We start from the raw sequence: 16,959 nt of genomic DNA on the forward strand, positions 1-16,959 counted from the left end.
CGGCGGACCACCCGGCGGGGTGGAGTCCTCCCGAGGGGTGATGGCCGCGGGCGCGGCCGCTGCGAGCATCGCCGGCATGCCGCCGCCCGCCCCCGTGCCCGCGTGCACGGTGGCGCCGGGCGTGACCGTCACCGTCGTGCCCCTGGTGGCCGGCGACGAGGAGCTGGCCCGCGCGGAGGCCCTGCTCGCCCCCGGGGAGCGGGCGCGCGCCCGGCGCGGGACGCCGGCCGTCCACCGGCGCCGGGTCCTGCTGCGCGCCGCGCTGCGGACCGTGCTGGCGGCCGAGCTGGGCACCGACCCCCGCCGGGTGCCGCTGACCACGGCCGCCACGGGCCGCCCGGAGCTGCCGGCGGCGACGGGCCTGGACGCCGGCTGCTCGGCCGCCGGCGCGCTGGGGCTGGTCGCGGTGGGCCGCGGCCGCCGGATCGGCGTCGACGTGGAGCCCGTGGCGCCCTGGACGCCGGCCGTGGCCGGGGAGGGCTGGCTGCACCCCACCGAGCTGCGGGCCATCGCCCTCCTGCCGCCGCACGCCCGCCCGGTCGCGGCGACCCGCGCCTGGACCCGCAAGGAGGCCGTCCTCAAGGCCCGCGGGACCGGCCTGCACGACGACCCGGCCACCGTGGTCACCGGCGTCGGGCGCACCGGCGGACCGGTGGCCGGCTGGACCCTGCACGACGTGCCCGTGCCCGACGGGTGGGTGGCCAGCCTGGCGGCCGCCCCGGACGAGGAGACCCCCCGATGACGCTCGCCCCCGCCGTTCCCCAGCTCGCGCGCTTCCGGGCTCGCTGCGAGGAGGTGACCGGGACCGCGCTGGACGCGCCCGGCGCCCTCCACGCGTTCTCCGTCGAGCAGCCCGAGCTCTTCTGGCGCACGCTGCTAGACTGGTCGGAGCTGCCGTGGTCGGGCTCGGCCGACACCGTCCTCACCGGCACCGACGTGGAGACCGCCCGCTTCTTCCCCGACCTGCGGCTGAACTACGCCGAGGTGCTGCTGCGGCCGCTGGACGACGCCGGGGACGACGCCCCCGCGCTCACCGCGGTGCACGCCGACCGACCGGCCGAGCGCTGGACCCGCGGCGCGCTGCGCGACGCCGTGGCGCGGACGGTGACCGCCCTGCGACGGCTCGGGCTGGCCGAGGGCGACCGGGTCGTGCTGATCGCGGCCAACACCGGCGAGACGGCCGTCGTCGCCCTCGCCGTGGCCGCGATCGGGGCCGCCGTCTCCACCGCCGCGCCGGACATGGGCGCGGCGTCCCTGCTCGGCCGCTTCGCGCAGGTCGAGCCGGCCCTGCTCGTCCTCGACCGCCGGGCGGTCCCCGACGACGTGGTGGGCGAGGTCGTCGCCGGCCTGCCGACCCTGCGCCGGGTGCTGCTGCTCGACGACCGGCCGCTGCCGGAGCTGGACCTGCCGGTCGACCGGCTGGCCGACGCGACCGCGGACGCCGAGCCCGCGACCGGGTGGCCGCGCCACGCCTTCGACACGCCGCTGTTCGTGATGTTCTCCTCGGGCACCACCGGCCCGCCCAAGGCGATGGTGCACGGGGTCGGCGGCACGGTGCTCGAGCACGTCAAGGAGCACCGGCTGCACGTCGACCTGGGCCCCGGCGACACGCTGTACTTCCACACCACCACCGCCTGGATGATGTGGAACTGGCAGCTGTCGGCCCTGGCCACCGGCGCCTCGGTCGTCGTCTACGACGGCCCCGTCGCCGGCCCGGAGACGCTGTGGCGGCTCGCCGCCGACCACCGCGTGACGGTGTTCGGCACCAGCCCGGCCTACCTGCAGCTGTGCCAGGACGCCGGTCACCGGCCCGCGGAGGACCTCGACCTGTCGGGACTGCGGGCGGTGCTCTCCACGGGCGCCGTCCTGCACGACTGGCAGTTCGACTGGGTGGCCGAGGCCGTCGGGCCGGTGCCGGTGCAGTCGGTCTCCGGGGGCACCGACATCATCGGCTGCTTCGTGCTCGGCGCCCCCGACGTCCCGGTCCGGCGGGGCCGCTGCCAGACCCGCAGCCTCGGGATGGACGTCGCGGCCGTCGACGAGGACGGCACCGAGGTCGTCGGGCAGGTCGGCGAGCTGGTCTGCCGGCGGCCCTTCCCCAGCCGTCCCGTCGGGTTCCTCCGCGACCCCGACGGCAGCCGCTTCCACGCCGCCTACTTCGCCGACCACCCGGGGATGTGGACCCACGGCGACCTCGTCGAGTTCGACCCCGACGGGTCCTCACGGCTGCACGGGCGCTCCGACGGCGTCCTCAACATCGACGGGCTGCGCATCGGGCCCAGCGAGATCTACACGGTGCTGCGGCAGCTGCCCGAGGTCGCCGACGCGACGGCCGTGGAGCAGCGCGACGACGGCCGGCCCGGCGGTTCCCGGATGGTGCTGCTCGTGGTGCTGCGGCCCGGCGCCCGGCTCGACGGCGGGCTGGACCGCACGATCCGGCGCACGCTGCGCCGGGAGGCCTCCGCCGCCCACGTGCCCTCGCTGGTCGTCGCGGTGGGCGAGCTCCCGCTGACCCACAACGGCAAGCGCTCCGAGCGCGCCGCCCGCGACGCGGTCAACGGCGACCCGATCGCCAACGCCGTCGCGCTGCGCAACCCCGGCTGCCTCGACGAGATCCGCCGCGCGGTCGACGCCGCCGCCGTCCCGGCCGCGCCGGAGGAGGACGACGGGCTCGACGCCCGGGTCGCGCGCATCTGGTGCGAGGTGCTCGGCGTGCGCTCGGCCGCCCCCGACGACGACTGGTCCGACCTCGGCGGCACCTCCCGCCAGGTGCTGAGCCTGCTGCGGCGGGTGCGGCTGGAGCTCGACGCCGACGTCCCGGTGCAGCGCTTCGCGGAGGACCCGACGCCGGCCGGCCTGGCCCGGGCCGCGGCGGCCGCGCTCACCGCCGCGCCCGCGGGGGTGGCCGAGCTGCGGGCCGGGGAGGGCCGCCCGGTCTTCCTCGTCCCGGACGCCTGGGGTCAGCTGAACCTGTACGCGGGGCTGGTGGACCGGCTCGCCACCACCCGGCCGGTGCTGGGCCTGCGGCTGCCGCTGCGGGACGCCACGGGACGGCACCGCACCATCGAGGAGGTCGCCGCCGACGCCCTGGAGCAGGTGCGCGGCGCCCAGCCGGAGGGGCCCTACACGCTGCTCGGCTACTCCTTCGGCGGCCTGGTCGCCTACGACGTCGCGACCCGGCTCCGGGCGGCCGGGGAGGAGATCGGCTGTCTGGGTCTGCTCGACGCCCGCCCGCCACGGGCGGCGCTCAGCCGGTTCGAGTCCGAGCGGGTCCGCTGGGCCGGCCGCCGGGCTACGCTGCGGGCGGCGCTCCAGGGGGCGCTCCAGGGGGCGCTGCGCCGGCTGACCGGCCGGCGCCGGCCCGCCGCACCCGTGGCCGGCGCCGCGGCCCCCGACCCCGAGCTGGCGTTCTTCCTCGGGACGCAGGAGGTGTCGGAGGCCTACCGGCCCGGCCGCTTCGACGGCCCGGTCCGCTACTTCCTCGCCGCGGGCTCCCGCGCCGCGGCGTCGCGGACCCTGGGCGCCTGGCGGCGCAGGGTCGGCGAGCTGCGGGTGGTCGACGTCCCCGGCTACCACGGCGACCTCGACGACGAGCGGATCGGGATGCTCAGCGACCGGCACGTCGGCACGCTGGCCGCGGAGGTCTCCGCCGCCCTCGACTGAGCTCAGGCGGCGATCGGCTGCTCGAGCACCGCCTTCAGCAGCGAGTGCAGGTGCTCGAGCAGCGCGACGTCGCGCAGCGGGGTGCGCCGGTCTGGGCCGACCGGCACCTTCAGCGACACCGTCGAGACGGTGGACTTGTAGGTGGCGCCGTCGGCCAAGCGGGACAGCCGCATCTGCTGGGACTCGCGCAGGGACACCGGCGAGACCCGGATGGCCCGGCCCTGCAGCGACACCTCGGTGACGCCGAGGGCCCGCATCGCCGCGCGGAAGCGGGCCACCGCGAGCAGGTTGAGCACCGGGGCCGGCGGGGCGCCGTAGCGGTCGGTCAGCTCGTCGAGCACGGCCTGGGCCTGGTCGTCGTCCTGCACCGAGGCGACCTTGCGGTAGGCCTCCATCCGCAGCCGCTCGCCGGGCACGTAGTCGTGCGGCAGGTGCGCGTCGACCGGCAGGTCCACCCGGACCTCGACCGGCTCGGCGGGCGCCTGCTCGCCGGTGACCTGGGCGCGGTAGTCGGCCACCGCCTCGCCGACCAGCCGCACGTACAGGTCGAAGCCGACGCCGGCGATGTGCCCGGACTGCTCCCCGCCGAGCAGGTTGCCCGCGCCGCGGATCTCGAGGTCCTTCATCGCCACGGCCATGCCGGCGCCGAGGTCGGTGTTGTGCGCGATGGTGGTCAGCCGGTCGACCGAGGTCTCGGTCAGCGGCCGGGAGGGGTCGTAGGTGAAGTAGGCGTAGGCCCGCTCGCGGCCGCGGCCCACGCGGCCGCGGATCTGGTGCAGCTGCGAGAGGCCGAAGGTGTCGGCGCGGTCGACGACCAGGGTGTTGGCGTTCGGGATGTCCAGGCCGGACTCGACGATCGTCGTCGCGACCAGGACGTCGTACTCCTTCTCCCAGAAGCCGACCATGATGCGCTCGAGCTCGTGCTCCTTCATCTGGCCGTGGCCGACGGCCACCCGCGCCTCGGGCACCAGCTGCCGGATCTTCGCCGCGGCCTTGTCGATCGACTGCACCCGGTTGTGGATGACGAAGACCTGGCCGTCGCGCAGCAGCTCGCGGCGGATCGCGGCGGCCATCTGCTTGTCGTCCCAGGCGCCCACGTAGGTGAGCACCGGGTGCCGCTCCTCGGGCGGGGTGAGGATCGTCGACATCTCGCGGATGCCGGTCAGGCTCATCTCCAGCGTGCGCGGGATGGGGGTGGCCGACATCGACAGCACGTCGACGGCCGTCCGCATCGTCTTGAGGTACTCCTTGTGCTCGACGCCGAAGCGCTGCTCCTCGTCGACGATGACCAGCCCGAGGTCCTTGAACCGGGTGGTCTGCTGCAGCAGCCGGTGGGTGCCCACCAGGACGTCGACCTCGCCGGCGGCGAGCTGCCGCAGCGTCTCGGCGCTCTCGGCGTCGGACTGGAACCGGGACAGCACCTTCACCGTCACCGGGAACTGGGCCATCCGCTCGGAGAAGGTCTTGAAGTGCTGGTTGGCCAGCAGCGTCGTCGGCACGAGGACGGCGACCTGCTTGCCGTCCTGCACCGCCTTGAACGCGGCGCGCACGGCGATCTCGGTCTTGCCGTAGCCGACGTCGCCGCAGATGACCCGGTCCATCGGGACCGGGTTCTCCATGTCCCGCTTGACCTCGTCGATGGCGCCGAGCTGGTCGGGCGTCTCCTGGAACGGGAAGGCGTCCTCGAGCTCCCGCTGCCAGACGCTGTCCGGGCCGAAGGCGTGCCCCTTGGTGGCCATGCGGGCGGAGTAGAGGCGGATGAGCTCGGCGGCGATCTGCTTGACCGCCTTGCGGGCCTGGCCCTTGGTCTTCTGCCAGTCGGCGCCGCCGAGCTTGGACAGCGCCGGCTGCTCGCCGCCGACGTAGCGGGTGAGCTGGTCGAGGGCGTCGGTCGGCACGAACAGCCGGTCCGGCGGCTGGTTCCGTTTGGACGGGGCGTACTCGACGATGAGGTAGTCGCGCTGCCCGCCGTTGACGGTGCGGCTGACCATCTCGATGTAGCGGCCGATGCCGTGGTGCTCGTGCACGACGAGGTCGCCGGGCTGCAGCTGCACCAGGTCGACGGCGTTGCGGCGGCGCGCGGGCATCTTCTGCGCGTCGCGCATCGTGGTGCCGCGCTGACCGGTGAGGTCGTGCTCGGTGACCAGCGCCAGCTTCACGCCGGGGAGGGTGAAGCCGGACTCCAGGTTGCCCTGGGTGATGGAGGTCAGCCCCGCCTCGGGCGCGGACTCGAGGCCGGGCACCAGCCGCACGCCGAGGTCGGCGGCGCCGAGCTGCTCGGCCGCGCGCTGGGCCGGACCGGGCCCGGCGAAGGTCAGCACGACCCGCCAGCCCTCGCGGGTCCAGTCGCGCAGCGTCCCGACGGCGCGGTCGAGGTCGCCGGCGAAGCGCTCGACGGTGGTGGCCTGCAGCGCGGCGTCGTCGTCGCCGAGGGTGAAGGCGCCGGTGGTCCACCACGGCAGGCCGCGGGAGCGGGCGGCGGCCTCGACGTCCTCGAGGGTGCGGAACGACGACGCGCCGAGGTCCAGCGGGGCCTCCCCCGACACCGCGGCGGTGGCCCAGGACGCGGCGAGGAACTCCTCGGCGGTGCGGACCAGGTCGGCGGCGCGGCTGCGCACCCGCTCGGGGTCGGCGACGAGCACGTGCGTGCCGGCGGGCACCAGGTCGGTGAGCAGCTGCAGGTCGCCCTCGACGAGCGCGGGCGTGAGCGACTCCATGCCCTCGACGGCGATGCCCTCGGCGAGCTTGCCGAGGACCTCCGCGAGGCCGGGGTGCTCGGCGGCCAGCTCCGCGGCGCGCGCCCGGACGGCGTCGGTGAGCAGCAGCTCGCGGCACGGCGGGGCCCACAGCCGCTCGGGCCGGTCGTCGAGGGAGCGCTGGTCGGCGGCGGAGAAGTACCGCAGCTCGTCGACCTCGTCGCCCCAGAACTCCACCCGGACCGGGTGCGGCTCGGTGGGCGGGAAGACGTCGAGCAGGCCGCCGCGGACGGCGAACTCGCCGCGCTTCTCCACCAGCTCCACGCGGGTGTAGGCGGCGTCGGCCAGGGCGCGGGCGACGTCGTCGAGCTCGACGGTGTCGCCGGGGCGCAGCTCGACCGGCACGAGGTCGCCCAGGCCCGGGGCCAGCGGCTGCAGCACGCTGCGGACCGGCGCGACCAGCACGTCGATCCGGCCGTTCTGGCCCGGGTCGGTCAGGTCGCGCAGCACCGCCAGCCGGCGGCCCACCGTGTCGGCCCGCGGGGAGAGCCGCTCGTGCGGCAGCGTCTCCCACGCCGGGAAGGTCTCCACCCGGCGGTCGGGCAGGAAGCAGCGCAGCAGGTCGGCGGCGACGTCGGCGTCGCGCTCGCCGGTGGTCACGAGCAGGACCGGCACGTCCGCCCCGGGCTCCGCCGCGGCCAGCGCGGCGGCGACCAGCGGCTGCACCGGCGGCGGGGCCGGGACGGCGAGCTCGGCCGACCCCGCGGCGGCGACCACGCGGGCCGTGCCGGGATCGCTGAGGACGACGTCGAGCACGCCGCGCAGGCTCACGGGGACTTCCTCCTGGGGACGACGGCCCGCAGAGAGCGCCGCCGAGTGCGGCGCCGGGCCCCCTCCCAGGCTAGACGGCCGGCGCCGGCCCCGCCGGGGTGCACACGAGAGGGACCGGCCCTACTGCCGGTGAGCTGCGGGACGATCGCCGGCGGGCGTCGTCCGTCTCGCGACACGGCCCGGCAGCTCGGCCTCAAGCCCGTGGAGCGACCTTCTCCAGCCAAATGGCGCCACCGCGCACGCCCCGGTTCTCGGGAGCGACGAGGTCGGGGTGCTCGGTCGCGAGCCAGTCGGCGAACAACAGGACACGAAAGCGCTCGTTGTAGGCCAGGAACGCCTCGAGGAAGTACGCCTCGTTCCAGTCCCGCCCCTCCCGCAGCCACTGGTCCGGGTACTCGAAGGGCCAGTGCACGTCGTGGACGTGCACCAGGACGCCGTCCGGGAGCTCCGGCAGGACGCGCAGCAACAGCCAAGCGACGTCCGACCCCGCCTTGACGACGTGGCTCGAGTCGATGAACAGGACGTCGCCCGCGGCGAGGTCCCCGGTCAGCACCTCGACCCCTACGTCCTGGACAGGTCTCTCGTGCAGGGTCAGCCGGTCGGCGTCGCCCGGCCGCAGTCGAGAGCGGAGCCGGTCCGCGTAGGGCTCGACGCACGTGAGGCGCAGGTCGGGCAGGTGCCGTTCGGCCACGTCGAGGACCAGCGCCGTGGAGTATCCGGATCCGATCTCGACGACCCGCCGCGGGCGGAGGTGCAACAGCATGCCCCGGAGGACGGACGCGTCGGCAGCGCCGTACATGGAGTTGTCGGGGATCCAGCGGTCGGACGGTGGGCGGCTGAGGTCGAGCTGCTCCGCGAGTCGTCGTTGGTCGCCCTCCCGGAGGTCGATCGCCTTCGACGGCCGGCTGCGTCTGGCGATGGCCCGCTCCCGGTCCGCAGGCGTCGTCGCGGGGTTGGAGTAGTGGCCCGGCGCCGTGTATGGAGGTGTGACCACGTCACGAGCGACGGCTCGACCCGCCCTGATGAGGTGATCGCGCAGCCTGCCGCCAACGTTCATGCCGGCGACTCCGGGGCCGCACTCCGGAAGGCCGTGGTCCCTGGTGGTCCGGCCACCGCCACAGGTCGCAGGTCCGCCGCCGTCGGACGGGCCGTCAGCGAGCCTGTGGTACCAGAACGGTCGGCAGGCCGTGCTCCGGTCCCCGCAGCGGGACGCGGGCTGGGGACGACCCGGTCCCTGCGGTCGTCGCCCTGCAGGGCACCGGGAGGCGTGCGGGTCGCGACGAGCGCCCTCAGCGATTCGGCGTCCGGCTCCGCGGGCACGGCGGTGTGGACCTTGCGAGGTGACACGGTCCCGACCGCGTCCTGCATCCCGAGCGCCCGGCGGTGCACGCCGACGTAGCGGACGGCCTGCTGCGCCCAGTCGAGGTCTTCGACGGCCCGCTGCCGCGCGGCCAGGGACAGAGCGATCCGGCGGCCGGGGTCGTCGAGCAACGCGGCCACGGCGTCTGCCAGTCCGGCGGCACCGGCACGCGGGTCGACGAGGACGCCGGTGTCCCCGGCGGACACTCGGGTCTCGGTCAGGTCGAAGGCCACCACCGGGACGGCGAAGGACATGTACTCCATGACCTTGTTCATCGTGGACACGTCGTTGAGCGGGCTGCTCGGGTCGGGGCACAACCCGATCACGGCGGTGGACAGGTAGCGGGCGACCATCTCGGCGTCCGCCCGGCCGGTGAAGGTGACGTGCTGGTCCAGCCGCAGCTCGGTGGCGAGCCGGCGCAGGTCCTCGAGGGAGTCGCCGAAGCCGAGCAGCGCCAGGTGGACGTCGTCGCGGCCGCGCGCGTGCACAAGCTCGGCCATCGCGTGCAGGGCGATGTCCACGCCGTCCTGCGGGCCCATGATCCCGAGGTACACCAGGAGCGAGCGGTCGTGCCGCAGCGCCGGCTCCGGGGGACGGGGACGCATCCGCGAGGTGTCGGGACCCGAGCGGACGACCGTGACGTGGGCAGGGTCCCGGCGCCCGCGGGTGACCGCCACGCGGCGGTAGGACTCGTTGGTCGAGATGACCTCGTCTGCGGCGCGGTAGGTGGAGCGCTCGAGCCAGGTCAGCACGCCGTACTCCAGCCGGGCCCGGAGGCCTTGAGGCTCGCCGAAGCGGGAGCGGAAGACCTCCGGGTTGAGGTCGTGCTGGTCGTAGACGAAACGGACCCCGCGCGTCCGCCACAGGCGGGCCAGCAGCCAGTAGGTGTCCGGCGGGTTGCAGGCCTGGATGACCGAGAAGCCGTCGCGGCGCCAGACCCGCAGCGACAGCAGCGCGGTCCGGACCCAGCAGTAGACGAACTCGACGAGGTAGGACAGCGCCCCCGACGTTTCTGGGGCCGGCCGGTACTTGTACACCGGGACGCCGTCGATCACCGCGAACGACGGGTCGCCGGGGCCCTTCGGGCAGATGACCGAGACGCCGATCCCGTCCGCGACCAGCGCCTGACACTCCAGCCACACCCGGCGGTCGAGCGGCACGGGCAGGTTCTGCACGATGACGAGGACACGGGACCTGGAACGCTTGGGCATGGCATCCCTCACGGTGAGCACGACGGCGCGCGGTGACCCGCAGTGACCGGCGGTCCCCCGTGACCGTCCCGTCCGCGGCGAGCGCGCCGGACACTAGCCACGCGCTGACCTGCGCAGGGACCTCCGCGACCCCACGACGCCACCCCAACAGGGGAACAACCCGAGGCGCGGTACGGCGTGCGCCGTCCGCACGGTTCGGGTCACGATCAGTGACCGTCACGACGGAGTGAGACCGAATGCCGTGGCCCGGCAAGCGTCCAGGGACTCCCGTCCAGCAGCCCGTGACGCCCGCGGCTTCAGAGCGGGGAGTGGACTGCGGCAGTAAGCAAGAGCGCGAAGGACCTGTCGGCTGACGGGTTCTGTCGCACGTGCCAACGCCGGGGCCGTTACGTCTGGCCGACGGCGGCAACAGCTGTCACCCCCGTCACAGTCATCCGCTCCGTCACGATGAGAAATCAAACGGTGGCTTACTGTCGTGACGCCCCTCATGGAGGCCGTCCGCACGGGGGCGGCGGCCACATGTCGCAGCGCCGAGACCTCCCGCGCTGCGTGATCCTCCGTTCTCCGTTAGGTCTCCCCTGCTGATGCAGCTCACCCTCAGATCCCGCTCGATCCACCGCGCTCTCCTGCTCGGCACGCTCGTCACAGCGCTCGTTCTCGCTGTCGCTCCGGGCCTCGCCTCAGCTCTCCCCTCGGACGCTGCCTCGCCGTTCAGCCGGCTCGCCGCACTGCCCGGGAGCTCCGTGGCCGACGACAGCCGCTCCGTGACCCTCGGCGTCCGCTTCACCGCCTCGACCGACGGGCTGGTGACAGGCGTCGAGTTCCGCAAGGGCTCGTCGGCCAACACCGCCCGGGAGGTCCAGCTCTGGGACGCCACCACGAGGACCAGACTGGCCACCTCGAGCCGCGCAGTCCTCGGCACCGGCGTCGTCCACCAGTGGTTCGACGAGCCGGTTGCCGTGACGGCAGGGCACGAGTACGTGGCCTCCTACCTGGCGCCGGCCGGCCGGTACGACGCCGCGCGGAACGTGCGCACCACATCGCAGACCACCGGACCGCTGAACGCCCCGGCGAACGCCGGCGTCTACACCTACGGCAGCAGCGCCACGTTTCCTGCCTCGACCTTCCAGGGTTCCGACTACCAGGTGACCCCGGTCTTCGTGGCCGAGGTCGACGGCGCGTCACCCCTGCGTCGGATCGGCCTCCCCGCGACGAGTACGGCGGACAGCGACACGCGCTCTGTCACGCTCGGCGTGCGCTTCACCTCCGCAGCCAACGGCTACGTCACCGGCGTCGAGTTCCGGCGCGGGTCCAAGGCGAACACGGCCCAGGCGGTCCACCTCTGGGACGCGACCACCGGCGCGATGCTGGCCACGTCCAACCGGATCCCCTCGGCGACTGGCACGGTCCGGCAGTGGTTCGACGAGCCGGTGGCGGTCGTCGCCGGGCGCACGTACGTGGCCTCCTACCTCGCCCCCACCGGGCGCTACGACGCGGTGACGAACGCGCGCGGCACCGCCCAGACCAGCGGCCCGCTCTCCGTTCCGGCGAACGGTGGCGTGTACAGCTACGGAACGGCGGCCACGATGCCGTCCCGCACCTACGCGGCCTCGGACTACCTGGTCACCCCCGTGTTCGTGGCCGGGGTGACCGCAGGCACGACACCGCAGCCGGTATCTCCTCCGCCGACCACCGCCTGCAGCGACGGCCTGGACAACGACCGCGACGGTCGGGCCGACCACCCTGCCGACCCGGGCTGCAACACAGCCGGTGACAACGACGAGGCCGACCCCACCGTCACGGCACCTGCCGCTCCCACCGGCAGCACGCTGAGGGGTTGGCAGCTCGACGCGAAGAATGTGGGACTCGCGCCCTTCGGTCTGTCCTGCGACTCACTCCCGGCCTACACGGGGTCCCTGAAGCCGCCGGCCGGGGCTCGGATCTCCGGGGTCCGGATTACCGGCGTCCTGGACCTGTCGAACGGCGACATCCAGGTGACGAAGTCGTGCATCCGGCCGACCCGCGGCGACAACCGGAACCTCGTCTTCAACGACAACTGGGCCACGGGCGGGGGGGAGGTGACCTCACCGCGATCGGTCCTCATCGCCGACTCCGAGTTCGACGGATCGCTGGCTCCTGCCTCCGAGATCGCACGCTCCTGCGCCTTCCGCGGGGTCGGCGTCCTGCAGCGCAACTACATCCACGGCATGGGCTCCGGCATCTGCTTCTTCGGGACCGGGAATGTCCACGACGCGGTGGCCGAGCAGAACTACGTGACCGGCCTGCGTGCCGACGGCGACTCGCACAACGAGGCCGCCACCATCCGCGACTTCGTCCCCAACGGACCGAACACACGCGTGGCGCGCTTCAGCAACAACCGGTTGGACTGCCGCACCGGCAATGACACCGGCGCCCTGTTCATCCAGCCGACGTGGGAGGACATCCGCAACGTCCGGATCGAGGGGAACTACCTCGAGGGCGCCGGCTACAACCTCTACATCGAGAACAGCGGCGGGGTGTACGGCAACGTGCACGCGACCGACAACCGCTTCCGGCCGACGTCGTGGGGCCCGGTGGCGGTCAACTCCGGTGTCGGCTGGGCGACCTGGGCCGACAACTTCCGGTTCGACCCCAACGCCCCCGACGGGCGCGGAACAGCCATCAGCCAGCCCTGACGGGTACCACCGCAATTGACGGGCTCCCGCTGACGTGCCCCACCCCTCTCCCGGGGCGGGGCACGTCCCCGTCAGGGTCCGCTGGTGAGGGGAGACCGACAGCGCCTCCGGGGCAGCCCTGCCACGCGCCGGCCCGTTGAGCTGACCTCGTCCTCCCGCCTAAGCTCCCTGGCCCACGGCACGGCGGTACGGGGGTCGGCGCCATGAGGGCACACCGCCCACGGTTGGGACGGACCGGACTGGTCGCCTGCGCGGTCCTGCTGGTCCTCTGCACGAGTGTGGTCGTGGTGCTGACGACCCGGAGCGGACCGTCATCGCCGACGCCTGACGCCGCCGCACCCCGCACCGAGGACCGCACCGCGGGAGAACCGCTGCGGGGCTGGCAGCTCAGCGCTCACAACACGGGCCTGGCACCCTTCGGCCTGAGCTGCGGTGACCTGCCCCGTTACACGGGGAGCATCAAGCCACCTCCGGGTTCGGTGATCTCGGAGGTGCGCATCACCGAGTCGCTCGACCTGTCCAACGCCGACATCACGATCGACAAGAGTTGCGTGCAGCCGACGTCGATCGGTTCGGGCATGCCGATCCTCACGACCACGGACTTCAACCGTTGTTCGGCGGCGGACGGGTGCCCGGTGTCCCCGGGGCCCGTGACCATCACGAACTCGGAGATCGACGGCTCGCTGTTGGACGCGCAGGCCGGTGCCTTCACGACGGGGTTCCTCGGCATCGCCGACCTGAGGAACAACTACGTCCACGACGTGGGCAGCGGCATCGCCATCATGAACGCCGGTCACGATCGGAGCAGCCTCATCGAACGCAACTACGTCACCCGCCTCAGGGCGTACGGAGACGGTGCAACGACGGGGAATCACAGCGATGCCTTCACCGTCCGGGACTTCGACTCGAGCAGATCCGGCGACCGCCGCCTCGTGGTGCGGGACAACCGCTTCGACTGCAGTTCGGGGAACGACACGGGTGCCCTCTTCGTGCAGGCCCTGGCCGGTGACATCGACAACCTCACGGTCACCGGGAACCTCTTGGAAGGAGGCGGCTACCAGCTGGGCCTGAACCAGGACGGTGGCCACACCTACGCCAACCTGGCAGCCGTCGACAACCGCTTCAGCGGGACCGGCTACGGGCCGGCCTACGTGCAGGGCGGCACCGGGTGGAGCGAGTGGGCCGACAACTACCTCCACGACCCGGGCCGGGCCGACACCAGAGGGAAGCCCCTCGGTGCCCCGTGACGCAGCCGTGCCGGTGTCAGTCCGGAGGTCCACGCCTGCGGCGGGTGCATCGGTGAACGCCGACCTCCACCTGGAACCGGCCGCCGCGACATCCGGTGCGGAGCCAGACGCGAGGCCATGGCCGCGACGAGGGCCATGGGCCATGCTCCCCGCCATGCACGTCGAGGAGAGGCTGGTCGATGAGCGGCAGTCAGAGGACCTCACGGACCTGCGCGAGCCGGCGCCGGGCTACGTCTGCTTCTCGGCCCAGGACTGGTGGTACCACAACCGGGCCCACTCCGACTTCCAGCTGATGCGACGCGTGGCCCGGACGCGTCGCGTGCTCCTGGTCAACTCGATCGGGCTGCGGATGCCTCTGCCGGGTCGCAGTACCCAGGTACTGCGACGGATAGGCCGCAAGGCGGCGAGCACCGCGAAGCTGCTGCGGCGCCCCCTGCGGGACACGCCCGAGTTCCACGTCATGACGCCGGTCGTGCTGCCGTTCTACCGGAACTCCCTGCTGAGGCGTGTCAACGCGTGGAGCGTACGGGCCCAGGTGCGGCTGGCCATGCGGCTACTCCGCATGCCCCCCGCCCCGGTGATCGTGTGCACGATCCCGACGGCGTGGGACGTCGTGCGCCCGCTCGAGCGTCGTGCTCTCGTCTACAACCGATCCGACCGGCACTCCGACTTCCCGGAGAGCGACCAGCGGACCGTCGGTGCCCTCGAGAACGCTCTGCTGCACCACGCCGACCGCGTCCTGTACGTCAGTCGGGCACTGATGACCGAGGAGGACCGCCTGACCGGTGATCGCGCGCGGTTCCTCGACCACGGCGTGGACATCGACCACTTCACCCCGGACGCCGGCCCCGAGCCCGCCGATCTCGCCGGTATCCCACACCCTCGCATCGGCTTCTTCGGCGGCCTGGACGACTACCTCGTCGACTTCGACCTCCTGGAGCGGGTCGCCGTCGAGTTCCCCGAGGCCAGCCTCGTCCTCGTCGGCGATGCGAACCGATCCACGGAACAACTCACCCGTCATCCCAACGTCCACCGGCTCGGCTATCGCCCGTACGAGCAGGTGCCCACGTACGGAGCGGGCTTCGACGTGGCGCTCATGCCGTGGCTCGACAACGAGTGGATCGCCAGGTGCAACCCCATCAAGCTGAAGGAGTACCTGGCGCTGGGCCTCGCGGTCGTGAGCACGGACTTCCCCGAGGTCCGGGGATACGCCGACCGCATCCGGATCGCGGCAGACCAGGACGAGTTCATCAGCCTGGTCCGGCACAGCCTGGAGGACGGTGGGCTCGGCGACCCGGTGAGCCGACGCGCCTCGGTGGCGGCAGCGTCATGGGACGCCCGAGCCGACGATCTCGTCAGGCTGGCCGAGCAGCAGGAGGGGTCCGCCTGATGTGTGGGATCGCCGGCATCCTGCACCTCGACGGCCGTCCGGCCGATCCCGAAGTGGTCGAGGCGATGACCGCCCGGCTCGTTCACCGAGGACCGGACGGGCACGGGATCTGGTGCTCCGGTCCTCTCGGTCTGGGCCATCGACGCCTGTCGATCATCGACCTGGAGGGGTCGGCGCAGCCGATGGCCTCGCCCGAGGGTCGGCTGCACCTGAGCTTCAACGGGGAGGTCCTCAACTACCGCGAGGTGCGCCGGTGGTGCCGGGACTACCCGTGGACCACGGACGGGGACACCGAGGTCGTCCTCGCCGCCTACCGGCGGTGGGGCATCGACGGGCTCACGCGTCTACGGGGACAGTTCGCGTTCGCGATCCACGACGCCGCGACCGGGGAGCTGCACCTCGTCCGGGATCGCATGGGGGTCTTGCCGCTCTACTGGTACGCCGACGAGACCATCGTCGCCTTCGCCAGCGAGATCAAGGCGCTGTTGCCGGTGCTGCCTCAGGTCGAGGTCGATCCGGCCAGCCTGGGTGACTACCTGGCGCATCGGTCCGTACCGGCGCCGCACACGCTCCTGGCCGGTGTGCGGAAGCTGCGGCCAGGCCACCGCTTGCTCGTCACACCGTCCGGTCGCGTCACCGAGCACCCGTACTGGCAGATCCCCTCGGAACCGCCCACGACATCGGTCACCGATCCCCGCGTGGCAGTGGATGACCTGCACGACGCACTGCGTGTCGCGGTCGCCGAGGCCCTCGTCGCCGACGTCCCCGTGGGGGCCTACCTCTCCGGGGGCATCGACTCCAGCCTCATCGTCGCGCTCGTGTCCGAGGCGCGGGGTGGCCGGGGCGTCTCCACCTATGCAGCCGGCTTCGGTGATCCGCGCGTCGACGAGCTGGGCTGGGCGCGCCGGGTGGCGGAGCTCGTCGGCGCCGATCACCACGAGGTCACCGTGGGAGCCGGTGACTTCGCAACGCTCCTCCCACAACTGACCTGGCACCGGGATGCACCGCTCTCCGAACCGGCTGACGTCGCGGTGTTCCGCCTCGCGCAGCTCGCCCGGCGGGACGTGACGGTCGTACTGTCCGGGGAGGGCAGCGACGAGCTGTTCGCCGGGTACCCCAAGTACCGGGCAGCCGCGGTTGCCGCGCGCATCGACCGCCTCCCGCGGGCTGTCCGCGGGCAGCTCCTCACCGCCGCAGCGCGGGTCCTCCCGGCCGGTCAGGCTCGGTTCGCCGTCCTGGCGCGTGCCCTGTCGGCTGCAGATCCCGCCGAGCGCATGCGGAGTTGGTTCGCCCCCTTCTCGTCCCTCGAGCGCAGCCGTCTGCTGGCGGACCTCCCTTCGCGTCCTCCGGCGCCGGAGTACACCGGCGCCGGAGGTGACCTCGTCCGGCGCATGCTCTACGCGGACTGCCACTCGTGGCTGGCGGACAACCTCCTCGAGCGGGGTGACCGCATGTCGATGGCCGCCTCGCTCGAACTCCGCCCGCCCTTCCTCGATCGGCGCGTCGTGGAGCTCGCCTTCTCGCTGCCGACGCCGGTCAAGCTCCGGCGAGGCGTCGGCAAGTGGGTCGTGAAGGAGGTGGCGCGGCGCTACCTGCCGGACGAGGTCGTGGATCGGCGGAAGTCCGGGTTCAAGGTGCCGCTGGATGCCTGGTTCCGCGGGGGGGACCTGCGCGACATGGCCGGTGATCTCCTGGACTCCCCGTCGTCCTTCGTCTCCGACGTCTTCGACCGGCAGGCCGTCCGGGAACTCCTCACCCGTCACGAGTCCGGTCGGCACGACGAGACCAGCCGCCTGTGGACGTTGATGGGGCTCGAGGTCTGGCACAGGGAGGTTCTGGGTCGGAACCGGTCGGCTTCCGTGCCCGTGTGAGGCACCCCCGGCCGC

General features: G+C 73.2%; 9 protein-coding genes and 1 pseudogene. 7 read left to right on the top strand and 3 right to left on the bottom strand.

Going from position 1 to position 16,959, the window contains the following annotated elements; genetic code table 11:
* Nucleotides 1–121 precede the first annotated feature (121 nt).
* The 3 genes and pseudogenes from ACI8AD_RS05405 (at nt 122) to ACI8AD_RS05415 (ending at nt 3,663) form a co-directional block, all read left to right on the top strand.
* Nucleotides 122–742: a 4'-phosphopantetheinyl transferase family protein gene (locus tag ACI8AD_RS05405; protein WP_456869503.1), complete on the top strand. Its 621-nt coding sequence runs from the start codon at nt 122–124 to the stop codon at nt 740–742.
* Nucleotides 739–2,856, top strand: a pseudogene (locus ACI8AD_RS05410) (acetoacetate--CoA ligase); the annotation flags it as partial. The gene ACI8AD_RS05405 and the pseudogene ACI8AD_RS05410, both read left to right, overlap by 4 nt.
* Nucleotides 2,857–3,663: a thioesterase domain-containing protein gene (locus tag ACI8AD_RS05415; protein WP_456869630.1), complete on the top strand. Its 807-nt coding sequence runs from the start codon at nt 2,857–2,859 to the stop codon at nt 3,661–3,663. It begins immediately after the preceding pseudogene.
* A 2-nt stretch (nt 3,664–3,665) separates the two neighbouring features.
* Here the strand turns inward: ACI8AD_RS05415 and mfd are convergent, their stop codons facing one another.
* The 3 genes from mfd to ACI8AD_RS05430 all read right to left on the bottom strand — a co-directional run bounded on the left by mfd (nt 3,666) and on the right by ACI8AD_RS05430 (nt 9,761).
* Nucleotides 3,666–7,190 carry a transcription-repair coupling factor gene (mfd, locus tag ACI8AD_RS05420; RefSeq protein WP_456869504.1) on the bottom strand — a complete coding sequence of 1,175 codons (3,525 nt, stop codon included), beginning with the start codon at nt 7,188–7,190 and terminating at the stop codon, nt 3,666–3,668.
* A 193-nt stretch (nt 7,191–7,383) separates the two neighbouring features.
* Entirely contained in the window at nt 7,384–8,184 is an 801-nt protein-coding gene (locus tag ACI8AD_RS05425; RefSeq protein WP_456869505.1) for a class I SAM-dependent methyltransferase, read from the bottom strand.
* Between the two features lie 59 nt (nt 8,185–8,243).
* A complete protein-coding gene (locus tag ACI8AD_RS05430; protein ID WP_456869506.1) occupies nt 8,244–9,761 on the bottom strand; it encodes a glycosyltransferase family 4 protein in 1,518 nt (505 codons plus the stop codon).
* A gap of 584 nt (nt 9,762–10,345) precedes the next feature.
* On the opposite strand from ACI8AD_RS05430, the gene ACI8AD_RS05435 reads away from it, so the two are divergent.
* The 4 genes from ACI8AD_RS05435 (at nt 10,346) to asnB (ending at nt 16,944) form a co-directional block, all read left to right on the top strand.
* The gene (locus ACI8AD_RS05435; RefSeq protein ID WP_456869507.1) at nt 10,346–12,436 is read left to right on the top strand and encodes a DUF4082 domain-containing protein; all 2,091 of its coding nucleotides are present in this window, start codon (nt 10,346–10,348) and stop codon (nt 12,434–12,436) included.
* 284 nt (nt 12,437–12,720) lie between these two features.
* Nucleotides 12,721–13,683: a hypothetical protein gene (locus tag ACI8AD_RS05440; RefSeq protein ID WP_456869508.1), complete on the top strand. Its 963-nt coding sequence runs from the start codon at nt 12,721–12,723 to the stop codon at nt 13,681–13,683.
* Between the two features lie 154 nt (nt 13,684–13,837).
* Nucleotides 13,838–15,073 carry a glycosyltransferase gene (locus ACI8AD_RS05445; RefSeq protein WP_456869509.1) on the top strand — a complete coding sequence of 412 codons (1,236 nt, stop codon included), beginning with the start codon at nt 13,838–13,840 and terminating at the stop codon, nt 15,071–15,073.
* Nucleotides 15,073–16,944, top strand: coding sequence for an asparagine synthase (glutamine-hydrolyzing) (gene asnB, locus ACI8AD_RS05450; protein WP_456869510.1), 1,872 nt, complete (start codon nt 15,073–15,075; stop codon nt 16,942–16,944). Before ACI8AD_RS05445 ends, asnB begins: the two co-directional genes overlap by 1 nt.
* The last annotated feature ends 15 nt before the right edge of the window (nt 16,945–16,959 follow it).

The organism is Geodermatophilus sp. SYSU D00766, assembly GCF_054049915.1.